Here is a 24,608-nt window from a genome sequence, read left to right on the forward strand (position 1 = left end):
CCCGGCAAACCCGTACCCCCTCACAGAAGGAACGCGTGCAGTGACCGAAGCCCCCGCCCCCGAGGACGTCGACCTCCCCCTGGCGCGCCAGTGCCCCTACGCGCCGCCCGAGCAGTACGTCACCTTCCGGGCCGGTGAAGCCCCCACCCCGGGACGGCTCTACAACGGCCGACGGGTCTGGCTCGTCACCCGCTACGACCAGGCGCGCGCCGTACTCCACGACGAGCGCTTCAGCTCCGACATCACCCACCCCGGTTATCCCGTCTACGCCGGGGCGTTCGAGGGCTTCAGGGCGTTCCCCCTGCTCAACACGATCGACCCGCCCCTGCACACCGTGCACCGCAAGGCCCTCGTACGGGAGTTCACGCTGCGACGGGCGGAGGACCTGCGCCCCCGGATGCGGGCCAAGGCCGACGAACTGATCGACGCCATGGTCGCCGGAGGCGAATCCGGCGACCTGGTCGGGCAGTTCGCCGAACCGTTCTCGGCGAGCATCACGTGCTGGGCGCTCGGCATGGAGTACGCCGACATGCGCGCCTGGCTCGCGAGCACCGACTCCGGCGGCGGTCCGCCCAAGGACCCCGAGGAGGCCGCCGCCGAGGCGGGCAAGGCGATCCTCGCGCTGCAGGAGTACTTCACCCGTTTCGTCGACGCCAAGGACGAGGATCCCGGCGACGATCCGATCAGCCGTGTGATCAGCCGGCACGTCGTCACCGGAGCACTGAGCAAGGCCGAACTCGCCAACCTCTGCTTCGTGATCTTCACGGCGGGCCAGAAACCGGTCCAGACGATGCTGACCGTCGGGGTCGCGCTGCTCCTCGAACGACCCGAGCAACTGGCCGTTGTCCGACAGGACCCGGAGGTCCTGCCGGCCGCCGTCGACGAGACGATACGGATGGTCAGCCCGCTGGACCTGATGCCCCGGTTCGCACGGGAGGACGTCGAGGTGGGCGGACAACTGATCCGCGCGGGTGAGGGCGTCATCGTCGCGGGCGGCGGAGCCAACCGGGACCCGGCCGAGTTCCCCGTCCCCGACCGGTTCGACGTGCGCCGTGCGGCCCGGGGGCACCTCGCGTTCGGTTCCGGCATCCACCACTGCCTCGGCGCCAACCTGACGAGTGTCGCCCTCGAAGTCGCGTACGGAACTCTCTTCCGCCGCCTGCCGGAACTGCGGCTCACCACCTCGCTCGACGAGGCCTACACCCTGCCGAGCTGGCACCCGGACATCCCGCACCTGCCGGTCGCCTGGTGACCGAGGGCGCCGCGCGCCTGCCTCTCACCGGGTGACCGGAGGTCCGCCACGGTACGACGAAGTGGCCGCCGACCCTTCACGGGATCGACGGCCACTTCGGTACCCCGCGTGCACGGGAAGGACGGTCAGGACGCCGACACGTCGACCAGCAACCGGCGCGGGCCGACGACGTTCTTCGGGTGGTGGTACGCCACCGCGTCGTCCTCCGCCACCACGGACAGGTGCGGGAACCGGTCGAGCAGCAGGTTCAGCACGATCCGCCCCTCCAGACGGGCCAGCGGGGCGCCCATGCAGAAGTGGACGCCCTGGCCGAAGCCGAGGTGACGACCGCCCTGGTCGCGGTGGAGATCGAAGGCGTCCGGGTCGTCGAACCGCTCCGGGTCGCGGTTGGCCGCCACCGTCCACAGGGTCAGCACCTGACCAGCGGGGACGGACACACCACCCACCAGCGACTCCTTCGTGGTCATCCGCACCAGCCGGGAGAACGCCGGGCGCAGCCGCACCGCCTCCTCGACCGCCGCCGGCACCAGTGACCGGTCCTCGCGCACCTCCGCCAGGGCCTTCGGGTTCTCGTCCAGGCACAGCACCGTGCTGCCCAGCACCGCCGTCGTGGTGATGTGACCGGCCAGCAGCAGCGTGCCGACGAAGCCGACGATCTCGTCGTCCTCCAACCGGCCGTCCTCCGTACGGGCCGTGACGAGCTGGCTGATCAGATCGTCCCCGGGCGCCGCACGGCGCACGGCGATCTGCTCCAGCATGTACGCCCGCATCTCCGTGGCCGTCCGCACGAAGGAGAGGATGTTCTCCTCACTCGGCAGGGCGCTCTCACCACCGCCGTTCGCCGAGATGAAGGCGAGCCCCCACTTCTCGAAGAGCGGCCGGTCCGTCAGGGGGATGCCGAGCATCTCCGCGATCACGAACACCGGCAGGGGATGGGTGACCGCCTCCACCAGATCGAACCGGTCGCGGCCGGCGACCGCGTCCAGCAGACCGGAGGCCAGCTCGGTGATCCTGGGCTCCAGACCGGCCACCAGCCGTGGCGTGAACGCCTTGCTGACCAGCGAACGCAGCCTGCGGTGCATCGGCGGATCCATTCCGACGACGTTCCCTTTCGCGATCCAGCCCGTGTCCGGGTGGGTCGGAATGACAGCGGACATGTCACTGGAATATGTCGCCGTGTCGGACAGCACCCGGGAGACGTCGGCATGGCGGAAAACATGCCAGAGGCCCGGGAAGGCATCGGGAAGAACCGGACTCTCCCGCCTGTTCTTCGTCAACCAGGCGAGCAGCGACGGGAAGTCGTCCTGTGTTTCGGGCATCGGAGACTGCTGATCGGTGGTCATCGTCTCGCTCCTTCGGGAGGGAACCGGACGGTGAGCCGGTCCCGTCCGGCGGAGCCTAATGACCTCCCGTAATACCGAACACCCCTAGCCGCTCCGACCCGCCCCCGGAACCCTCACGACGACCCCCCTAACCGTTCCGTCCGGGCTTGTGCGCCGCAATGCCGGGTCCATAAATTCCCTCGGTATCAACGGTCACCCGAGCTCCCGGAGTTGGCAATGAGTGCACAGCCCATTCAGTCCTCGGACGACGCTCTTCGGGATTCCGTTCCCGCCGACAGTGGTGAAGTCGTCTTTCCCGGCCGCGGTGAGCCGGCGCCAGAAATGCGGCAACTTGATTTCCTGCTGGGGAATTTCCGTATCGAATACACGAACCTGACCACGGAAAATGTCACCACCGGTGAGGCGACCTGCTCCACCCGCCCGCTCGCCGACGGCCGGTTCTACGAACTGACGCAGCGCATCCCCGTGCCCGGCATCATCGCCACCTGGCTCATCGGCTGGAGCGACGTGGACAAGGCGTTCGCCAGCTTCTACTACGACGACTGGGGCCACCACGGCGTGTTCGCCGGCCCCGGCTGGGTCGACGGCCACTTCAGGCTCACGGGCGACAGTGCCGTCTTCGGCGCCCGCCACGGGTTCGTCGAGGACTTCGAGGTGATCGACGACGACCACGTCGTCAAACACGGCTATGTCGTCGTCGGCGACGACCTCGTCCCCGGCGACATCCTGCACTTCCACCGCGTCTGACCGGCCCACGGCGAGCGTGCCGTCTCCGTACGTTCTGGACCACAGGGAGGGAAACGGATGACGGGTGCGTCCGAGGCCATCGCCGTCGTCGGCATGGCATGCCGACTGCCCGGGGCCGGCGACCCGGCGGAGTTCGCGGAACTGCTCGCCCGAGGCGGCGACGCCGTCGCCGAGGTACCCGCCGAACGCCGCTCCGTCGTCCCCGACCTCCCCGGGCTCCCCGCCCGCGGCGGATTCCTGGCCCGCGTGGACGAGTTCGACGCCGCCTTCTTCGGTGTCTCCCCGCGCGAGGCCGCCGCCATGGACCCGCAGCAGCGGCTGCTGCTGGAACTCGGCTGGGAGGCGCTGGAACACGCCGGCACCGTCCCCGCCGGACTCGCCGGCACCCGCACCGGTGTCTTCGTCGGCGCCCTCGCCGACGACCACGCCCGGCTCCTGCAACACCACGGCCCCGACGCCCTCACCCCGCACACCTTCACCGGGGCGCAGCGTTCCCTGCTCGCCAACCGTGTCTCGTACACCCTCGGTCTGCGCGGTCCGAGCCTGACGGTCGACACCGGCCAGTCCTCCTCCCTCGTCGCCGTCCACCTGGCCGTGGAGAGCCTGCGCAGCGGCGAGTGCACGCTCGCCCTCGCCGGCGGCGTCCACCTGATCCTGTCGCCCGAGAGCACCCTCGCCGTCGCCCGCCTCGGCGCTCTCTCACCGGACGGCCGCTGCCACACCTTCGACGCCCGTGCCAACGGATACGTCCGGGGCGAGGGCGGTGGCCTCGTCGTCCTCAAGCCGCTCTCCCGGGCGCTCGCGGACGGCGACCGCGTCCACTGCCTGATCCGTGGCAGCGCCGTCAACAACGACGGCGGCGGCAGCGCGCTGACCGTCCCCGACCCCGAGGCACAGCGCGAAGTACTCCTCCTCGCCTGCGAGCGGGCGGACACCGACCCCGCCGATCTCCAGTACGTCGAACTCCACGGCACCGGCACCCCGGAGGGCGACCCCGCCGAGGCCACCGCGCTCGGCCGCGCCCTCGGCGCCGACCGCCCCGCCGACCGGCCCCTGCGCGTCGGCTCGGTCAAGACCAACATCGGCCACCTGGAGGGCGCCGCCGGAATCGCCGGACTCCTGAAGACGGTGCTCTGCCTGCGCGACGCCCGCCTCGTGCCGACCCTCCACCACGAGATCCCGCACCCCCGCATACCGCTGCCCGACCTGGGGCTCACCGTCCAGCGCACGGCCGAGCCCTGGCCGGAGGGCGACGGGGAGCGGGTCGCCGGTGTCAGCTCCTTCGGCTTGGGCGGTACCAACTGCCACGTCGTGATGACGAGTTGGACGGAGAACGCGGGCGCGGGCCCGAGCGGAGGCACGGGTTCCGCCGCCGGGGGCCCGCGGACCGCCGCGGTCCCGGCCACGGAGGGGCACGCGCCCGGCGTGGTGCCCTGGGTACTGTCCGCGCGCACCCCCCGGGCGCTGGCCGACCAGGCGCGGAGGCTTCTCCAGGCCGCACCCGAGGCCTCGGACGCAGCCGACACCGGTCACGCCCTGCTGACCACCCGCACTCTCTTCCCGCACCGGGCGGTGGTGCTCGGCGCCGACCACGGTGCCAGGCTTCGCGGCCTCGCCGCGCTCGCGGCGGGCGAACGGACGCCCACCGTCATCACCTCACCCGGTCGGGAACCCGCCCGGACCGGGCCCGGCCCCGTCTTCGTGTTCCCCGGCCAGGGCTCCCAGTGGGCCGGCATGGCCGTGGAACTCCTCGACGGCGAACCCGCGTTCGCCGCCGCCTGGGACCGCTGCGAACAGGCGCTCACCGCCGAGGTCGACTGGTCCCCGACCGGCGTGCTGCGGGCAGCACACGACGCCCCCGCCCTCGACCGCGTCGAGGTGCTCCAGCCGGTCCTGTGGGCCGTCATGGTCAGCCTCGCCGAGGTGTGGCGTGCCCACGGTGTCGAGCCCGCGGCGGTCGTCGGGCACTCGCAGGGGGAGGTCGCCGCCGCCTGCGTGGCCGGCGTGCTCACCCTCGCGGACGGCGCGCGGATCGCAGTACGCCGGGCCGAGTTGATCGGGCGTCGCCTCTCGGGCGGGGGCGGCATGGTGGCCGTACCCGAGTCCGAGGAGTGCGCCCGCGCCCGGCTGACGGCCCTCGGCGGACGCGTCGAGCTCTCCGCCGTCAACGGCCCGGGCGCGGTCGTGGTGGCCGGCGCCACCGACGCGCTGGAGGACCTGCTGGCCTCCTGCCGAGCCGACGACGTCCGTGCCCGCCGCGTCGCCGTGGACTACGCCTCCCACTCCTCCCACGTGGAGGTCATCCGGGCCGAACTCCTCGACACCCTCGCGGAGATCACCCCGCTGCCCGCCCGTGTGCCCCTGCACTCCACCGTGGACCGGGGGCAGGTGGTCCTCGGGGACAGCGGGCCCCGGCTGGACGGCGCCTACTGGTACCGGAACCTGCGCGAGCCGGTCTCCTTCGCCTCCGCCGTCGTCGCCCTGGCCGAGGCTGGACACCACACGTTCATCGAGATCAGCCCGCATCCGGTGCTCACCACCGCCGTGGCCGCGACCGTCGAACACACCGGCGCCGCGCCGGTGGTCGTCCCGACGCTGCGCCGCAACCACGGAGGCCCCGCCCAGTTCGCGGCCGGCCTGGCCCAGGCCTTCGTCGCGGGAACGGAGGTGGACTGGACGGCCGCCCTCGCCGGACACCGCCCGGGCCCGCCCCTGGAACTGCCGACCTACCCCTTCCAGCGACGACGTCACTGTCTCGGACCCCTCGACGGGGCTGCGGTGAGGGGGACGGCTGGGGCGGGTGGGGCGGTTGGCGTGACGCCCACCGCCGGGGCGCCCGACGTGACACATCCGGCCGGGGTGACTGGCGCGACTCGTGCGACCGGCACGGCCGACGCACAGGCGTCGTACCCGCGCGGCGGCCCCCGTGAACTCCTCGACCTCGTCCGCGCCGAAGCCGCCGCCGTCCTCGGGCATGACGCGGTGGCGGACGTCGACCCGGGGCTGACCTTCAAGGATCTCGGCTTCGACTCCCATCTGGCGCTCGAACTGCGTACCCGGTTGAACGCCGCGACGGGTCGGCGACTGCCCACCACCCTGCTGTTCGACCACCCCACGCCCACGGCGGTCGCCCGGCACCTCGGTGAAGAGGCCGGGGCGGAGCGGACACCCCCGGTGCCCGGGGCCTGGTCCGGGTTCGCAGCCGCGCCGGTCGCCGAGCCGATCGCCATCGTCGGCATGGCCTGTCGACTGCCCGGTGGGATCCGCGACCCCGAGGGGCTGTGGCAGGGCCTCCTGGACGGAATCGACGCGATCTCCGCGCCGCCCGCCGAGCGCGGCTGGGACGACGAGGGCCGTCGGGGCGGCTTCCTCGCCGACGCCGCCGACTTCGACGCCGACCTCTTCGGCATCGCGCCGCGCGAGGCCCTGGCGATGGACCCCCAGCAGCGGCTGCTCCTGGAGACCGCGTGGGAGGCGCTGGAGCGGGCGGGTATCGCCCCCTCCTCCCTGCGCGGCACCCGGACCGGCGTCTACGTCGGCGCCATGTCGCAGGAGTACGGCCCCCGCCTCCACGAGGCCCCCGACGACCTGCGCGGCCACCTCCTGACCGGTAACACGGCCGGTGTCCTGTCCGGCCGGCTCTCCTACGTCTTCGGCTGCGAGGGCCCGGCCGTCACGGTGGACACCGCCTGTTCGTCCTCGTTGGTCGCCCTGCACCTGGCCGCCGAGTCCCTGCGGCGCGGCGAGTGCTCGATGGCGCTCGCCGCGGGGGTGGCGGTGATGGCCACGCCCGGCCTGTTCGCGGAGTTCGCGCGCCAGGGCGGGCTGGCGGGGGACGGGCGGTGCAAGGCGTTCGCGGCGGGGGCCGACGGCACCGGCTGGTCGGAGGGCGTGGGCGTGCTCCTCGTCGAGCGGCTCTCCGACGCCCGACGCGACGGCCATCCCGTCCTCGCCGTCCTGCGGGGCTCGGCGGTCAACCAGGACGGCGCCTCCAACGGCCTCACCGCCCCCAACGGCCCCTCCCAGCAAGGGGTGATCCGCGACGCGCTCGCGGGTGCCGGACTGTCCACGGCGGACGTGGACGCCGTCGAGGCACACGGGACCGGGACGCGGCTCGGCGACCCGATCGAGGCGCACGCGCTGCTGGCCACGTATGGGCAGGACCGTGAACGGCCCCTGCTCGTCGGCTCGTTGAAGTCGAACATCGGCCATGCCCAGGCCGCCGCCGGGGTGGCCGGTGTCATCAAGACGGTCATGGCGCTGCGGCACGGGGTGCTGCCGCGCACCCTGCACGTGGACCAGCCGTCGCCGGAGGTGGACTGGTCGGCGGGGGCGGTGGAGTTGCTGACGGAGGCCCGGGACTGGCCGGAGACGGGCCGTCCGCGCCGGGCGGGGGTGTCGTCGTTCGGGATCAGCGGGACGAACGCCCATGTCGTCCTGGAACAGGCCCCGGTCGCCGTCGCCTCGAACTCCGCAGCCGCTACGGCCGCCACTGCCACTGCCACTGCCACCGCCGACAACGGTGCCGCCCTGGGCCCCGACGCCGATCTGGACGTCGGCACCCGACCGGACACCGGGCCGGACCGGCCCGCCGGCTCCTCGCCCGGCGCGGCCCCCGTACCGCTCGTCCTGTCCGCCGCGACCGAGGAGGCGCTGCGGGCCCAGGCGGGGCGGCTGCGCACACGGCTTGCTGACGCCTCGGCGCGGGTTGCCTCTGCCGGCGCAGAGGGACGCGAGGTGCTCGGGGGGATCGGCCACGCGTTGGCGGTGACACGTGCCGCGCTGCCGTACCGTGCCGTCGTCCTCGCCACCGACCGGGAGGAGGCATTGGCCGGTCTGGACGCGTTGGCCGCGGGGAGCGAGTCACCCGTGGCGTTCCGCGCGGTGGCCGCCGAGGGCCGGACCGCGTTCCTCTTCACGGGCCAGGGGAGCCAACGGGCACGTATGGGACTGGAGTTGTACACCGCGCTGCCCGTGTTCCGGCGGGCTGTCGACGACGTGGCCGCCCACCTCGACACCCATCTAGCGCATCCCCTGGCCAAGGTGCTGGTCGCGGAGACCGGTCTCCTCGACCGTACCGAGTTCGCCCAGCCCGCGCTGTTCGCCCTCGAAGTGGCCCTTTTCCGGCAGTTGGAGCACTGGGGGATCACCCCGGACCACCTGCTCGGCCACTCCGTCGGCGCGCTCGCGGCGGCCCAGGTCGCCGGGGTGCTGTCGCTGCCCGACGCCTGCCGGCTCGTCGCGGCCCGTGGCCGGCTGATGCAGGCGCTGCCCGAGACCGGTGCCATGGCGGCGGTGGAGGCGACCGAGGCGGAGATCCTGGCCGAACTCGACGGACACGCACACGAGATCGGCCTCGCCGCCGTCAACGGCCCCACAGCCGTGGTGGTCTCCGGCGACGCGGGGGCCGTGGCCCGCACCGCAAGCGACTGGGAGCGCCGTGGGCGCCGTACCCGGCTGCTGCGGGTCTCGCACGCGTTCCACTCGCCCCACATGGACGCGATGCTCACCGACTTCGCGGAGGTCGCCCGCTCGGTCACCTTCCACCGGCCGGCCCTCTCCATGATCAGCGACCTCACGGGCGAGCCCGCGACGGACGACGAGCTGTGCTCGCCCGGTTACTGGGTCCGCCATGTCCGCGAGACCGTCCGCTTCCACGACGGCGTCCGCCGACTGCGGGCCCTGGGTACGACCCGGTACGTGGAGCTGGGCCCCGACGGTGTGCTCAGCGCCCTGGTCAGGGAGTCCCTGGCCGAGGAGGAGCGCGACGCGGGAGAGAGGGGCGCAAGGGCCGGCGCGGCGGCGCGGGGTGACCGGCCGGGGACGGGTGTGGGTACGGGGAGCGAGGGGCCGGGCGCGGACGCGAAGGGCGAGATGTCGGGCGCCGGCGCGGGCGCGACGGGTGAGGGGTTCCGTGTGGCCGGGCGGCGGGTCGAACCGCTCGTCGTGCCCGTGCTGCGCCGGGACCGGCCGGAGGCGTCCAGCGCGGTGGCCGCCGTGGCCCGGTTGCAGGTGAGCGGCCACTCGCCCGACTGGGGTGCTGTGTTCGAGGGACACCCGCCCGCTCCTCCCGAGGCCCTGCCGACCTACGCCTTCCGGCGCCGCCGCTACTGGCTGGCCCCCACGAAGTCCCCGGCCGCCACCCCACCGGGCGCGACGCCGCTCGGCCACCCCCTGCTCTCCTCGGCCGTCACCCTCGCGGATTTCGGGCACACCCTGCTGACAGGCCGGGTCTCTCCGAGCGACCAGCCGTGGCTCACCGACCGCACGGTCCACGGCAGGGTCTCCGTCCCTGACACGGTCCTTCTGGACCTCGCCGTCACCGCCGCCCGCGAGACCGGTGCCGGACAGGTCGCCGAACTGCGGCCCACGGCACCGCTGGTGCCGCCCCCGCACGGGGCGCTGGAGCTACAGGTCACGGTCGGCCCCCAGGACGGCGTGCACGGACACCGCCCCGTGACCGTGCACGCCCGCCCCGAGCACGGCGACTTCGGGTGGGTCCGCCTCGCGGAGGGCGCGCTGGCCGCCGCGGCGCCCGTGGCTGCCCCCGCCGCCGAAGCGGGGGAGTGGCCGCCCGACGGCACCGAGGCCGTGGACGCGCGGCTGCTCGCGGACGGGTACGACCAGGGGGCCGGCGTCGCGTACGGTCCCGGCCTCGGCGGTGTGCACGCGGTGTGGCGGCGCGGCAGGGAGCTCTGGGTCGAACTGGAGGCTCCGCACGCCGACCTCGTCGCGGCCGGGGACTTCGGGCTGCACCCCGGGCTGTTGGAGGGAGTGTCGCGCGTCCTGCGGCTGGTCCGGCCGGGCGGTGACGGGGGGTGGTACGGGGCGACGTACCGAGATGTCAGCGTGCCGGGCACGGCGGCCGGACGGCTGCGGGCCCGGATCACCCCGGCTGCCGACGACGGCTTCACCGTCCGGATCACCGACCTCGCCGGACGGGCGGTGGCATCCGTCGGCACGCTTACCCCCAGTCCTCCGCCCCTCCCCACCGAGGCTGCCGGGTACTACGACGACGCCACGCCGTACGAGCTGGCCTGGCGCCCCGTCGACCAGCCTCTCGGCGCGCCACCCACCCGCTGGGCACTGCTCGGCGAGCCGCGCCGCGCCCTCGCGGCGGCGCTGCCGGGCGCGCAACGGCATCCCGACCTCGCCTCCCTCACCGCCGCGGGAACCCTCCCGGATGTCGTCGTCACCCACGGCGGCACCGGCCGGAGCGGGTCGGAGGTGATGGCGTCGGGGAGCGTCGTGAGTGCCCGGGGCGGAGTGACGGCAGCCGCTCCCGCCGGGGGCCCGGCGGCGGTTGAGCCTGTCGATGGCTCGGGGGCAGCCGTCTCCGCCGGGGGTGCGGCGGTGGCCGAGCCTGTCGGTGACGTGGAGGCAGACGCCCCCGCCGACGGCCTGGCGTCAGCCGCGCGTGCCGCCGCGCACCGGGCCATCCGGCTGGTTCAAGCCTGGCTCGCCGAGGACCGTCTCGCCGACACCCGGCTGGTCGTCGTCACGCGACGGGCGGTCGCGGTGGACGACGGGCCGTGCGAGCCGGACGAGGCTCCGGTCTGGGGCCTGTTGCGCACGGCGCAGACCGAGCATCCCGGGCGCTTCCTCCTGGTGGACCTGGACGACGACCCGGCATCCTCCGCGGCCCTCCCCGCAGCGGTTGCCTGCGGTGAACCCCAGATCGCGGTACGTGCCGGCCGACCGCACGCCCCCCGCGTCGTCAGGCCCGCTGCCTCCCCCGCACCTGCCCCGCGCCGGAACAGGGCGACCCCCCACCACAAGCGGGCCACCCAGGACGCGCTCCCGGCCGACCTCGAACGCGATGGCGGCACTCTGGACCCGCATCAGGACGCCTCCGCATTCGACGGGGCCGTGCAGGACCCGCAGCGGGCCATCGCCGTACCTGATGGGGTCACCGTGGATCCGGAGCGGGCCATCGCCGTACCTGATGGGGTCACCGTGGCCCCTCAGCGGGCCATCCCCACACCGCGTGCAGCCACCGCCGAACCACATCGCGCCGCCCCCGACTCGCATGCCGCCGCCCCGGCCCCGCACCCGGCCGCCTCCGCCTCCGGTCGAGCCGCCCCCCACCCGAGCGCGACGCCGACCGTCTTCGACCCCGTCGGCACCGTCCTCGTCACCGGCGGCACGGGCGCCCTGGGACGTCTCGTCGCCCGGCACCTGGTCGCCCGGCACGGCGTCCGCAACCTCCTGCTGGTCAGCCGGCGGGGCGCCGACGCCCCGGATGCCGGCGAAGCCCTCGCGGCGCTCGGCGCGGTCGCGGACGTACGGGTCACCGTCGCCGCCTGTGACGTGGCGGACCGCGACGCGCTCGCCGCCGTGCTCGCACGGATCCCGGACGCGCACCCGCTGACCGGCGTTGTGCACACGGCGGGCGTACTCCACGACTCCGTCGTCGAGGCGATCGACCCCGGCGATCTCGACCGTGTACTGCGGCCCAAGGTCGACGCGGCGTGCCATCTGCACGAGCTGACCGCCGAGGCCGACCTGTCCGCGTTCGTGCTGTTCTCCTCCGTCTCCGGCATCAACGGGGCGGCGGGGCAGGGCAGTTACGCGGCCGGAAACGCCTTCCTGGACGCGCTGGCCCAGTCACGCCGCGCGCGGGGGCTGCCCGCCGTCTCCCTCGCGTGGGGGCCATGGGCTTCCCCCGGCGGCATGACCGGCGGACTCACCGAGACCGATCTGCGCCGGATGCGCCGCAGCGGCCTGCTGCCGCTCGAACCGGAGCACGCTCTCGCCCTCCTCGACGCCGCACTGGGCCGGCCGGGCCCCGCGCTGCGGCTGCCGCTGGCCCTGTCCTCGGCGGTCGTACGACGGGCGGCGCACGAGGGCGAGGCGCTGCCGCTCTACCGTGAACTGGCGGGCAGCGCCTGGCGCGACCCCGCCGGGGCCCGCCCCCGGCCCGGCGAGGACGCGCACGCCGGTGCCACGCCGGTACGGCTCCCGACCGTGGCCGGGCGCTCCGCCCCGGAACAGGAGGCCGTCCTCCTCGAACAGGTCCGGGCACATGCGGCGGTGGTGCTCGGCCATCGCGACGGACGACGGGTGGACGCGGCCCGCACCTTCAAGGAACTGGGCTTCGACTCCCTGATGGGCGTCGAACTGCGCAACCGGCTGACCGCCGCGAGCGGCCACCGCATGCCCGCCGGGCTGCTGTTCAACCAGCCCACCCCGCTCGCCGTGGCCCGCTATCTGCGCACCCGCCTCGCCCCGCCGGACCGGTCCGCCGAAACCGGAGGAACACCTGCGGACGGAACACCACCGGCGGACGGCGACGGCCGCCGTCACGGCGGGAACGGCGCGCACCTCGTGGAGAACGGCGCCCGTCCCGGCGCGAACGGTACACGTCTCGGCCCGAACGAGGCGGCACCCGCCGACGGTGGCGACGGGGGCGGCGGTGGCGACGACGGTGGGGGCATCCGGGCCGCACTCGGCACGGCCAGCGTCGACGAGATCTTCTCCTTCATCGACCGGGAACTCGGCACCGACCGGGAACTCGGCACTGACCGGCAGGAGCGCGGCGAATGACGGACATGGCGGCAGCGGAATCCGAGAAGCTGGTCGCGTACCTCAGGCGTGTCACGGCCGAACTGCACGAGACGCGGGGCCGGTTGCGCAGGGCCGAGGACAGCGCGCACGAGCCGCTCGCGATCGTCGGCGTGGGCTGCCGACTGCCGGGCGGGGCCGACTCGCCGCAGCGGCTGTGGGAGTTGGTGGCGGCGGGCCGGGACGCCATCGGCGAGGTCCCTGCCGACCGGGGCTGGGACGTGGCGTACCCGGGCGGCTTCCTGCCGGACGTCGCCGGATTCGACGCGGGCTTCTTCGGTATCTCCCCGCGCGAGGCCGCTGCCATGGACCCCCAGCAGCGCCTGCTGCTGGAGACCGCCTGGGAGGCCTTCGAACGCGCCGGGATCGCCCCCCGCTCGCCCGCGTCCCGGCGGACGGGAGTCTTCGCCGGGCTGGTCGCCCAGGAGTACGGCCCGCGCCTGGACGAGGCGTCCGACGACACCGGCGGACATGTGCTGACCGGCACCACCGCGAGCGTCGCCTCCGGCCGGATCGCCTACACCTTCGACTTCGACGGCCCGGCGGTCACCGTCGACACCGCCTGCTCCTCCTCCCTGGTCGCCCTGCACCTGGCCGCCCAGGCGCTGCGGCGCGGCGACTGCGACCTGGCCCTGGCCGGCGGCGTCTGCGTGCAGCCCACACCCGGTACGTTCCTGAACTTCGAACGGCAGGGCGGCCTAGCGGCGGACGGCCGCTGCAAGGCGTTCGGCGCGGACGCCGACGGCACCGGCTGGTCCGAGGGCGCCGTGCTGCTCCTCGTCGAGCGACTCTCCGACGCCCGCCGCAACGGCCACCCGGTCCTCGCGGTCGTCCGGGGAACGGCGGTGAACCAGGACGGCGCCTCCAACGGTCTCACCGCGCCCAGCGGACCCGCGCAGGAACGCGTCATCCGGGCCGCGCTCGCCGACGCCGGACTGACCGCCGCCGACATCGATGCCGTCGAGGCGCACGGCACCGGAACCCGGCTCGGCGACCCCATCGAGGCCGAAGCGCTGCTCGCCGTGTACGGCGCCGGGCGCCCCACCGACCGGCCGCTGTGGCTGGGTTCGCTGAAGTCGAACATCGGGCACACCCAGGCGGCCGCCGGAGCGGCAGGCGTCCTCAAGACCCTGCTGGCGATGCGGCACGGCCTCCTGCCGCCCACCTTGCACGCCGACGAGCCCACCCGAGAGGTGGACTGGTCCGACGGAACGGTACGCCTGCTGAGCGAGGCACGGCCGTGGCCGAGGACGGGGCGGCCGCGCCGGGCGGGCGTGTCGTCGTTCGGGATCAGCGGCACCAACGCCCATGTCATCCTCGAACAGGCCCCCGACGACGCCGACTCCGCAGCCGCCCCGGAACCCACGGAGGCCGCCCCCTTCGCCACACCACCCCTGCTGCCCTGGCCGCTCACCGCCCGCTCGCGGGCCGCGCTGCGGGACCGGGCCCGCACCCTGCACCGGCGCCTGGTGGACGACGCCGACACGTCCGCGGCCGATGTCGCCTGGTCACTGGCGACCACCCGGGCGTCCATGGAGCACCGTACGGTCGCGCTCGCGCACGACCGTGACGGTCTGCTCGCCCTGCTCGCGCGGGCCGCCGAGGGCGCCGCCCCGCAGGGCCTCGTGCACGGCCGGCATCCGGCCCCGGAACCCGTCCGCACCGTGTTCGTCTTCCCCGGCCAGGGCTCCCAGTGGGCGGGAATGGCGGTGGAACTGCTGGACGCCTCACCGCTGTTCGCCCGCCGTATGGCGGAGTGCGAGGCCGCCCTCGCCCCGCACACCGACTGGCGGCTCACCGACGTCCTGCGCGCCCCGGACGCCGCCCGGCTGCTGACCCGTGTGGACGTGGTGCAGCCCGCGCTGTGGGCGGTCGTCGTGTCCCTCGCCGACCTGTGGACCGCCTGCGGGGTACGGCCCGACGCGGTCGTCGGCCACTCCCAGGGGGAGATCGCCGCCGCGGTCGTCGCCGGCGCGCTCACCCTCGACGACGGCGCCCGCGTCGTCGCCCTGCGCTCCCGGGCCCTGACCGAACTGCCGGACCGCGGCGGCATGCTCGCCGTGACCGAGCCGGCCGAGGCCGTACGCGCCCGTCTGGCCCCCTTCTCCGGCCGTCTGGACATCGGCGCCGTCAACGGCCCGTCGTCGACCGTCGTCACCGGCGACGAGACGGACCTGGACGCCCTCGCGGCCACCTGCGCCCGCGACGGCGTACGCGCCCACCGCGTCAACGTCGACTACGCGTCCCACTCTTCACGGATCGCCGCCCTGGAGGACCGGATCACCGGCCTCCTCGCCCCCGTACGCCCCCGCCCCGGCCGTATCACCTACTACTCCACGCTCACCGGCGGCCGTCTGGACACCACCGGGCTCGACGCCGGCTACTGGTACCGCAGCCTGCGTCACACGGTCCGGTTCGAGGAGGCCACCCGGGCCGCACTCGACGACGGCCACACCGTGTTCATCGAGGTCAGCCCACACCCCGTCCTCGTCGGCGCCGTCCAGGGCACCCTCGACACCGACGAGAGGGCCGCCGCCGTCTTCGGCACCCTGCGCCGGGGGCCCGGCGGCCGGCCCGAGCGGTTCGTGCAGGCCCTCGCCGAGGCGTACGCGCACGGAGCGGCCGTCGACTGGACGGCACTGCTCACCGGCACCGGCGCCCGCCGCGTCGACCTGCCCACCTACCCCTTCCAGCGCTCCCGGCACTGGCTGAGCAGGCCCACGACGGCCGGCCCGGACGACCCCGCGACGGCCGCGCTGTGGGAGGCCGTGGACCGGGACGACGTGCCCGGAGTGGCCGGGCAGTTGCGCGTACCGCCCGACGAGGCCCTCGCGAACACCGTGCGAGCGCTGGCCACTTGGCGGGCCGACTCCCGTCGGACCACCGCGATCGACCGCTGCCGCTACCGGGTCGCCTGGAAGCCCGTCCCCGCCCCGGAGAGCACCAGCCGGCTCACCGGCACCTGGGTGCTGCTGACCCCCGCCGAGGGCTCGTCCGTCATCGGTTCGCTCGAGGGCTCGCCCGGTACCGGTGCGGCCGACGGCACGTCCCCGGTCGATCCCGCGTCCGTCGCGCAGGACACCGCTGCGGCCGGTCGCACCGGCTTCCCGGACGCCGTCGACCCGGACGGCGGTGCCGACTCGACGAACGGCACCCCCCTCGCCGATCGCTCGACCCTGGCCGACGGCACCGGCTCGATCGGCGCCACCGGCTCGATCGGCGCCACCGGCTCGGTGGGCGGTCCCGCCCTGGTCGACTGGACGGCCGGCGCGCTGCTCGCTCACGGGGCCGCCCGGGTCGAACGGATCGCCGTCGGCGCCGCGACCGGGCGTGAGGAGCTCGCCGGGCTGCTGCGCGCCCACACCTCCGCGGCCGGTGTCGTATCACTGCTCGGCACCGACGTACGTCCTCATCCCGACCACCCGGCCGTGCCGGTCGGTACCGCGGCCACCCTGACGGCGGTTCAGGCGCTCCTGGACGCCGATGTCGCCGGTCCGCTGTGGTGCCTCACCCACGGCGCGGTCACCACCGGTGCGGACGGCGGACCCCCGGCCGTCGAGGCCGGTGACGCCGTCGAGGGGCCCGATGCCGAGCAGGCCCGGATCTGGGGGCTCGGCAGGGCAGTGGGGCTGGAGACGCCCGGTGTCTGGGGAGGGCTCGTCGATCTGCCGGTCCGGCTCGACGACTCCGCGGCCCGAGTGCTCGGCGCGGTCCTCGCCGCCCCCGGCGACGAGCAGGAATGGGCGCTGCGCGCCACGGGCCCCCGCGTCCGCCGCCTCGTCCGCGCGCCACGGACCCCCCCGGGCCCCGCCCGCGACTGGAAGCCTCGTGGCACGGTCCTGATCACCGGCGGCACGGGCGCCCTGGGCGGCCATGTCGCCCGCCGGCTGGCCCGGGAAGGCGCGGACCACCTCGTCCTGACCGGCCGCCGGGGAGCCGAGGCGCCGGGAGCCGCCGAACTGGCCGAGGAACTCCGCGCGCTCGGCACCCGGGTGACGCTCACCGCCTGCGACGCCGCCGACCGCGACGCGCTGTCCGCCGTGCTCGACGCGATCCCCGCCGAGCACCCCCTCACCGCCGTCGTGCACACCGCCGGTGTCAGCGCGCTCGGTCGGCTCGACACCGCCACCCCCGCCGATCTCGCCACGATGGCGGCCGGCAAGGTGAGCGGCGCCGTCCACCTGGACGACCTCCTCGCCGACCGCGAACTCGACGCCTTCGTCCTCTTCTCCTCCGGCGCCGCCGTATGGGGCGGCGCCCGTCAGGCGGCCTACGCCGCGGCCAACGCCCACCTCGACGCCCTCGCGGCCCGCCGCCGTGCCCGTGGCCTGACCGCCACCTGTGTGGCGTGGGGCAGTTGGGGCGGTGGCGGCATGGTCGACGCCCGGATCCAGCGTGTGTTCGAGCGGATCGGCGTACGGGCCATGAACCCGGACACCGCTGTCGACGCGCTCTTCGACGCCGTCGCCCACGACGAGACCCGGCTGACGGTCACCGACATGGACTGGCGGGCCTTCGCCACCGGCTTCCGTCTCTCCCGGCGCCGCACGCTCCTCGACGACATCCCCGAGGCCGCCGACACACCACCGTCCGCCGAACCCGACGCGCACGTCGGACCACGCACGGCCGAGGCATCCGCCCTGGCGGACGCCCTGACCCGTCTCACCGACCGCGAACGCGACCGGCGCCTCCTGGACCTCGTGCGTACCTCCGCCGCGACGGCACTCGGCCACGCCGACGCGACCGAGATCGGCCCCACCGCCACCTTCCGTGACCTCGGCCTCGACTCGGTGACCGCCGTGGATCTGCGCAACCGGCTCGCCACCGCCACGGGCCTGACCCTGCCCGGCACCCTGGTCTTCGACCACCCCACCCCCACCGCCGTGGCCGCCCGGCTCCGCACCCTGCTCACCGCCGAGGCGGACCCGGCACACGAACCCGCGGCGAGCCGCACGCAGCATCACGAGACGGATCACGAGACAGGTCACGAGACGGATCCCACGGCAAGCGCCGTAACAACCCGAACACCTCCTTCGCCCCCCGCCCCGGCACCCGTCGACGACCCCGTCGCCGTGGTCGCCATGTCCTGCCGACTGCCCGGCGGTGTCGCCTCGCCCGAGGACCTGTGGCGACTGGTCGTCGAAGGCCGCGACGGCATCACCGCCTTCCCGGCCGACCGGGGCTGGCACACCGCGGGCCTCGGCGACGGGCGCCCTCTCCCCGGCGAGGGCGGTTTCCTGGACGACCTCGCCGGCTTCGACGCCGCGTTCTTCGGCATCTCGCCTCGTGAGGCCCTGGCGATGGACCCGCAGCAGCGGCTGCTGCTGGAGGTCTCGTGGGAGGCGGTCGAACGGGCCGGCATCGATCCGCTGTCGCTGCGCGGCAGCCGCACCGGCGTCTTCGTGGGAGCCGGGCACTTCGACTACGCGACCCTCGCCCTCACCACGGAGGAGGGCAGGGACTACGCCCTCACGGGCTCGGCCGGCAGCGTGCTCTCCGGCCGGATCGCCTACACCCTCGGCCTGGAGGGCCCGGCGGTCACCGTCGACACGGCCTGTTCCTCCTCCCTCGTCGCCCTGCACAACGCCGTGCGGGCCCTGCGCGACGACGAGTGCCGTCTCGCTCTCGTCGGCGGCGCCGCCGTCATGGCCACCACCGCCGCCTACGAGGCCTTCGCCCGTCAGGGCGGCCTCGCCGCCGACGGCCGCTGCAAGGCGTTCGCGGACGCGGCCGACGGAACGGGATGGTCGGAGGGTGTGGGGGTTTTGGTGGTGGAGCGGTTGTCGGACGCGCGGCGCAACGGTCATCCGGTGCTGGCGGTGGTGCGGGGTTCGGCGGTGAACCAGGACGGTGCCTCGAACGGTCTGACGGCGCCGAACGGGCCGTCGCAGCAGCGGGTGATCCGGGACGCGTTGGCGAGTGCCCGGCTGTCGCCGTCGGACGTGGACGTGGTCGAGGCGCACGGTACCGGCACCCGGCTCGGCGACCCGATCGAGGCACAGGCCCTGCTGGCGGCGTACGGCCAGGACCGTGAACGGCCTCTCTACCTCGGGTCGTTGAAGTCGAACATCGGACACGCCCAGGCGGCGGCCGGCGTGGCGGGGGTGATCAAGACGGTCATGGCGCTCAGGCACGGAGTGCTGCCGCGCACCCTGCACGTGGACCGGCCGACCCGACAGGTCGACTGGTCGGCGGGAACGGTGGAACTGCTCACGGAGAACAGGCCCTGGCCGGACACGGGCCGCCCCCGTCGTGCCGGCGTCTCGTCCTTCGGTGTCAGCGGCACCAACGCCCACCTCATCCTCGAACACGCTGACGAGGAAGTGCCGGGGGCCGACGCCGACCTTGGCCGCGTCCCAGGCCGCCCACTTCCCGCCCTGCCCCTGCTGCTCTCGGCCCGTGGAACCGGCGCCCTCCGCGCCCAGGCCGCCCGTCTGCGCGACTTCCTGCACGACGGGACGGACAAGCCCGCCCCGCACGACGTCTGCCTCACCCTCGCCGCGCACCGCGCCGCCCTCGACCAGCGCGCCGCCGTACCGGCCACCGACGAGAAGACCCTGCGCGCCGCGCTCGACGCGCTGGCCGAGGACCGCCCCCACCCCGGCCTCGTCCGGGGGACGGGTGGCGCCTCGAACGGCGGTCTCGCGGTGGTCTTCTCGGGCCAGGGAGCACAACGGGTCGGGATGGGCCGTGGGCTGTACGAGGCGTTCCCCGTCTTCGCGGGAGCCTTCGACGAGGTGTGCGCGGCCTTCGACGCAATGGTGCCGGGGTCGCTGAAGGAGGTCGTCCTCGACGGCCCCGGTGAGGTGCTGGAGTCCACGGAATGGGCGCAACCCGCCCTGTTCGCGCTGGAACTGGCGCTGCTGCGGCAGGTGGAGTCATGGGGCGTGCGGCCGGACGTCCTGATGGGGCACTCGCTGGGCGAACTCGTCGCGGCTCATGCGGCGGGGGTGTGGTCGCTGGAGGACGCCTGCCGGGTGGTCGCGGCGCGTGGCCGGCTGATGCGGGCGCTGCCGACGGGGGGCGCGATGTGGGCCGTGGAGGCGCGGGAGCCCGAGGTGCCGCAAGACGTCTGCGTGGCGGCGCTCAACGGACCCTCCTCGCTGGTGATCTCGGGTGCCGAGGACGCGGTGCGGGAGGTCGCCGACAGCTTCGCCGCGAACGGGCGGCGGGTCAAGCGGCTGGCGGTCGGCCACGCCTTCCACTCCGCCCTGATGGAGCCCATGTTGGACGACTTCGCCGAGGTGCTGGCCTCGGTGACGTTCCACCGCCCGACCCTCCCGGTCGTGTCGAACGTGACCGGCGAGGTGGCGGGAGGAGAGCTGTGCACCCCGGAGTACTGGGTGCGGCATGTGCGGGCGACCGTACGGTTCGCCGACGGCGTGCGCGCGCTGCGCACCCAGGACGTGGGCACCGTCCTGGAGGTCGGCCCGGACGGCTCGCTCGTCGCCCTCGTCGAGGAGACCGCACCCGGGACGGCCGCAGTCGCCGCGCTGCGCCGGGACCGGGACGAGGCCGTGGCTCTGCTGTCCGCGCTGACCGAACTGCACGTGCGCGGTACGGCCGTGGACTGGCCGGCGGTGTTCGCCGGGACCGGGGCGCGACGGGTGGACCTGCCGACGTACGCCTTCCAGCACCGCCGCTACTGGCCCGACACCGCCGTGGGCGCGGCCCCGGCCGAGGCACTCCGGGCCGCCGGCCTGGGCACGGCCGACCATCCGCTGCTGCGCACCTGGCTGGTCCGGGCCTCCGACGGAAGCGTGGTCGCCACCGGAAGGATCACGCCCCGGACACAGCCCTGGCTCGCGGACCACCGGGTGCTCGGGACCGTCCTGCTGCCCGGAACCGCCTTCGTGGACATGGTGTGCTGGGCCGGCCGGCGCCTCGGCTGCCCGGAGTTGTCCGAGCTGGCCCTCTCCACCCCGCTGGCCCTCTCCGACGAGGAGGCGGCCGATCTGCAACTCGTCGTCGGCGCCCCGGACGAGGAGGGCCGTCGTACGGTCGCCGTCCACTCCCGGCCGGCCGCCCCCGACGGCGACGGCGACGACCCGCCCTGGACCCGGCACGCCGAGGGCACCGTCGCCCCGGCCGGAGGCATCGCTACCGCCGCCACGACCGGTTTCTCCTGGCCCCCGGACTCCGCCGTACCGGTGGCGCTCGACCACTTCTACCCGGGGCTGATCGAGGCCGGGTTCGACTACGGGCCCTCCTTCCAGGGCCTGCGCTCGGTGCTGCGGACCGACGACGGCACGCTGTACGCCGAGGTCGAACTGGCCGAGGACGACCGCGACGCCGCCGCACGCTTCGCCGTGCACCCCGCCCTGCTCGACGCGGCCCTGCACGCCCTGGGTGTGGACCTGCCGCCCGACGCCCCGGCCCGGCTGCCGTTCGCCTGGAACGGCGTACGCGTCCACGCGACCGGTGCCGATGCCCTGCGGGCGCGCCTGGTCCGGGACACGGACGGGGCCGTGACCCTGACGGCGGTGGACGTCGACGGCGCCCCCGTGGTCACCGTCGAGGGTCTCGTGCTGCGGGAAGCGGCGGCCGACCGGCTGCCGGGTGGCCCGGCATCCGACCGCGATGCCCGCGACGCCCTGTTCCGTATCGAGTGGACGGCTCTGCCCGTGCCGGTGGACGTGACCCCCGTCGAGCCGGTCGTGCTGCCGATGACCGACGGGGGGAGCGTCGACCTCGCCCGGATCGACGGCCTCCCGGACGCCGTGGTGGCGCACTGCCCGTCCGGCGGCGTCGACGACGTCACCGCCCGCGTCCTGCGGCTGCTTCAGGAGTGGCTGGCCGATGAGCGGTACACGGCCGTCCCGCTGGTGGTCGTGACCAGGCGGGCCGCCGTCGTGGCGGAGCCGGGCACCCGGGTGTCGGCCTCCCGGCACGACGAGGCGATGGACGCCACCCTCGGCCAAGCCGCCGCCGCCGGCCTGATCCGCGCCGCCCAGGCCGAACATCCGGGCCGCGTCGTACTGGTGGACACGGATGACGAGCCGGTCCCGGCGGTGCTCGCCGGTGCGGATGGCCAATCGGCCGCTGTGGGCCCTGTCGGCCCTGTCGGTCCCGTCGGTCCTGTCGGCGAGGGCGACGCGGACGGCGCGGACGGCGAGGCGGTCGCGGTCGGCGAGGCGGTCGCGGTCGGCGGGATGGATCGCGCCTCGGCCGCTGTCACGGCCCAGGGCGGCGGGGGCGTGACCGGTCTGCCGCTCGCCGAGGTTCTGGCCTGCGGCGAACCCGACCTGGCCGTCCGTGCCGGACGTGTGTACGGCCGACGGCTGGTCCGGGTGGAGACCGGGGCGTCGCTGCGGGCACCGGTGGGTCCATGGCGGCTGGACGCGGTTCGCCGCGGCTCGATCAGCGGACTGGCGCTGGTGCCTCACCCGGACGCCGAGCGGGAGTTGGCCCCGGGCGAGGTGAGGGTCGCCGTAAGGGCCGCCGGGGTGAACTTCCGGGACGCGATGATCGCTCTCGACATGTATCCCGGAGAGGCCGACCTGGGCATCGAGGGCGCCGGCGTGGTGCTGGCGACCGGCCCCGAGGTCACCCGGTTCGCGCCCGGCGACCGGGTGGCGGGCATGCTCGACGCCGCGTTCGCACCCGTCGCCGTCACCGACCAGCGGCTGCTCGCGCCCGTGCCCGACGGATGGACGTTCCTGCGAGCCGCCGCCGCGCCCGTGGCGTATCTGACCGCCTGGTACGGGCTGCGCGACCTCGCCGGGGTGGGGCCCGGCAGCCGGGTGCTCGTGCACGCGGGAGCGGGAGGAGTGGGTTCCGCCGCCGTACGGCTCGCCCGCCATCTGGGGGCCGAGGTGTACGCGACGGCCTCCCGCCCCAAGTGGCAGGCGCTGCGCGCCGCCGGACTCGACGACGCGCACATCGCCGACTCCCGTGACACCGGTTTCCGCGAGCGGTTCCTCGCGCACACCGCCGGGGCCGGTGTGGACGTCGTACTGAACTGCCTTGCCGGTGAGTTCACCGACGCCTCCCTCGAACTGCTGCCGCGCGGCGGTGTGTTCGTGGAGATCGGCAAGACCGACCCCCGCGATCCCCACCGGATCGCCGCCGACCACGCCGGTGTCCGTTACCGCGCCTTCGACCTCGGCGACGCGGGCCCCGACCGTATTCAGGAGATCCTCACCGAACTGTCCGCGCTCTTCACCGACGGATCCCTCGTCCCGCCGCCCGCGACGGCCTGGGACGTCCACCGGGCCCCCGAGGCGTTCCGGGCCGTCGCCCAGGCCCGGATCGTCGGAAAGGCGGTCCTCACCGTGCCCGCCGTGCCCACCGTGCCCGCGTCCGAGGGGACGTACCTCGTCACCGGCGGCACCGGCACCCTGGGCGCGCGGGTGGCCCGCCACCTGGCCGCCCGGCACGGCGTGCGCCGCCTGGTGCTCACCTCGCGCTCGGGTGACCGGGCCCCCGGCGCGCCCGTCCTGAGCGCCGAACTCGAAGCGCTGGGAGCCGAGACACACATCGCCGCCTGCGACGTCGGCGACCGGGCGGACGTGGCCGCGCTCCTCGACCGGCTCGCCGCCGAAGGCCACCGCCTCACCGGCGTCGTGCACTGCGCCGGCACCGTCGACGACGGGGTCCTGACCTCCCTCACCCCGGAGCGGACCGCCCGCGTCCTGCACGCCAAGGCCCATGGCGCCCGCCATCTGCACGAGCTCACCCGCGACCTGGACCTGTCCTCCTTCGTCCTGTTCTCCTCCGCCTCCGCCACCTTCGGCAGCGCCGGCCAGGCCAACTACTGCGCTGCCAACGCCTGCCTCGACGCCCTCGCCGAGCGCCGCGCCGCCGACGGGCTCCCGGTCACCTGCATCGCCTGGGGACTGTGGGCCGAGTCCAGCGGTATGACGGCCGCACTGGCCGGGCGGGACCGCGAACGGCTCCTGCGCACCGGCACCACCACACTCCCCACCGAACGGGCGCTCGCCCTGTACGACACCGCGCTCGCCGTCCCGGTCCCGGTCGTGACCGCGGCCCCGCTCGACCTGGCCAGGCTGCGCGCCGCCCACCGGGACCGGCCCGCCCCCGCCCTGCTGTCCACCCTGCTGGGCCCGACTTCGCGCCGCGCCGCCGCACGCCGACCGGCCGCGACCGGCAACGACTTCACGACCACGCTCACCGCACTGCCCGACGAGGAACGCCACGCACGCGTCCTCGCCCTCGTGGTGGAGCGCACCGCCCAGGTCCTCGGACACACCTGCTCCGACGAGGTCGACCCCGACCAGGCGTTCAAGGACCAGGGCTTCGACTCCCTGACCGGTGTCGAACTGCGTAACCAGCTCAAGGCCGCCACCGGCCTGGACGTCCCCGCCACCCTCGTCTTCGACCACCCCTCGCCCACAGCGCTCGCCGACCACCTCCTGGGGCGGCTCGTGCCGACCGGGCCGAGCCCGAAGGAGCGGCTGCGCCGGGATCTCGACCGGCTGGAGACCACCGCCGAGGCCCTGACCGACGACGCTCCGGCCCGTGCCGAGGTGACCGAACGGCTCCGCCGGATCCTGCACCGGCTGGAAGCCCCCACGACCGCCCCGGCCGGTCCCCCCGACGGCGACGGGACACCACGCGCGGCCACGACCGACGAGGCACTCCGCGCGGCCACCGCCGACGAGGTGCTGGCCTTCATCGACAGCGAGTTCGGCGACCTCACCTGACCCCCTTCCCGTACGTACGGCCGAATCGGAGTACCC

Annotated in this window: 5 protein-coding genes; 4 read left to right on the forward strand and 1 reads right to left on the reverse strand. The window is 74.7% G+C overall.

The genetic code is table 11. The features are described from left to right. Positions 1-40: 40 nt before the first annotated feature. Entirely contained in the window at positions 41-1,252 is a 1,212-nt protein-coding gene (locus ACFY9I_RS19585; protein WP_391003164.1) for a cytochrome P450, read from the forward strand. Between the two features lie 125 nt (positions 1,253-1,377). Here the strand turns inward: ACFY9I_RS19585 and ACFY9I_RS19590 are convergent, their stop codons facing one another. After that, positions 1,378-2,595 (reverse strand): cytochrome P450, encoded by a 1,218-nt coding sequence (locus ACFY9I_RS19590; RefSeq protein WP_391003166.1) that lies wholly within the window; start codon positions 2,593-2,595, stop codon positions 1,378-1,380. A gap of 321 nt (positions 2,596-2,916) precedes the next feature. On the opposite strand from ACFY9I_RS19590, the gene ACFY9I_RS19595 reads away from it, so the two are divergent. Genes ACFY9I_RS19595 through ACFY9I_RS19605 form a run of 3 tightly spaced genes read left to right on the forward strand, consistent with a single transcriptional unit; the run spans position 2,917 to position 24,572 of the window. Further along, positions 2,917-3,342: an NlmOI gene (locus ACFY9I_RS19595; protein WP_391003168.1), complete on the forward strand. Its 426-nt coding sequence runs from the start codon at positions 2,917-2,919 to the stop codon at positions 3,340-3,342. Between the two features lie 57 nt (positions 3,343-3,399). Beyond that, a complete protein-coding gene (locus ACFY9I_RS19600; RefSeq protein WP_391003170.1) occupies positions 3,400-12,888 on the forward strand; it encodes an SDR family NAD(P)-dependent oxidoreductase in 9,489 nt (3,162 codons plus the stop codon). Between the two features lie 29 nt (positions 12,889-12,917). Then, positions 12,918-24,572, forward strand: a complete 11,655-nt coding sequence (locus tag ACFY9I_RS19605) for an SDR family NAD(P)-dependent oxidoreductase (protein ID WP_391003218.1) — start codon at positions 12,918-12,920, stop codon at positions 24,570-24,572. Positions 24,573-24,608 lie beyond the last annotated feature (36 nt).

Source organism: Streptomyces sp. NPDC012510 (assembly GCF_042955065.1).
Classification (GTDB): Bacteria; Actinomycetota; Actinomycetes; order Streptomycetales; family Streptomycetaceae; genus Streptomyces.

Excerpts from the sequence above, each read along its gene's own strand:
- ACFY9I_RS19600 (WP_391003170.1), top strand. The coding sequence starts at position 3,400 with ATGACGGGTGCGTCCGAGGCCATCGCCGTCGTCGGCATGGCATGCCGA.
- ACFY9I_RS19590 (WP_391003166.1), bottom strand. The coding sequence starts at position 2,595 with ATGACCACCGATCAGCAGTCTCCGATGCCCGAAACACAGGACGACTTC.
- ACFY9I_RS19595 (WP_391003168.1), top strand. The coding sequence starts at position 2,917 with ATGCGGCAACTTGATTTCCTGCTGGGGAATTTCCGTATCGAATACACG.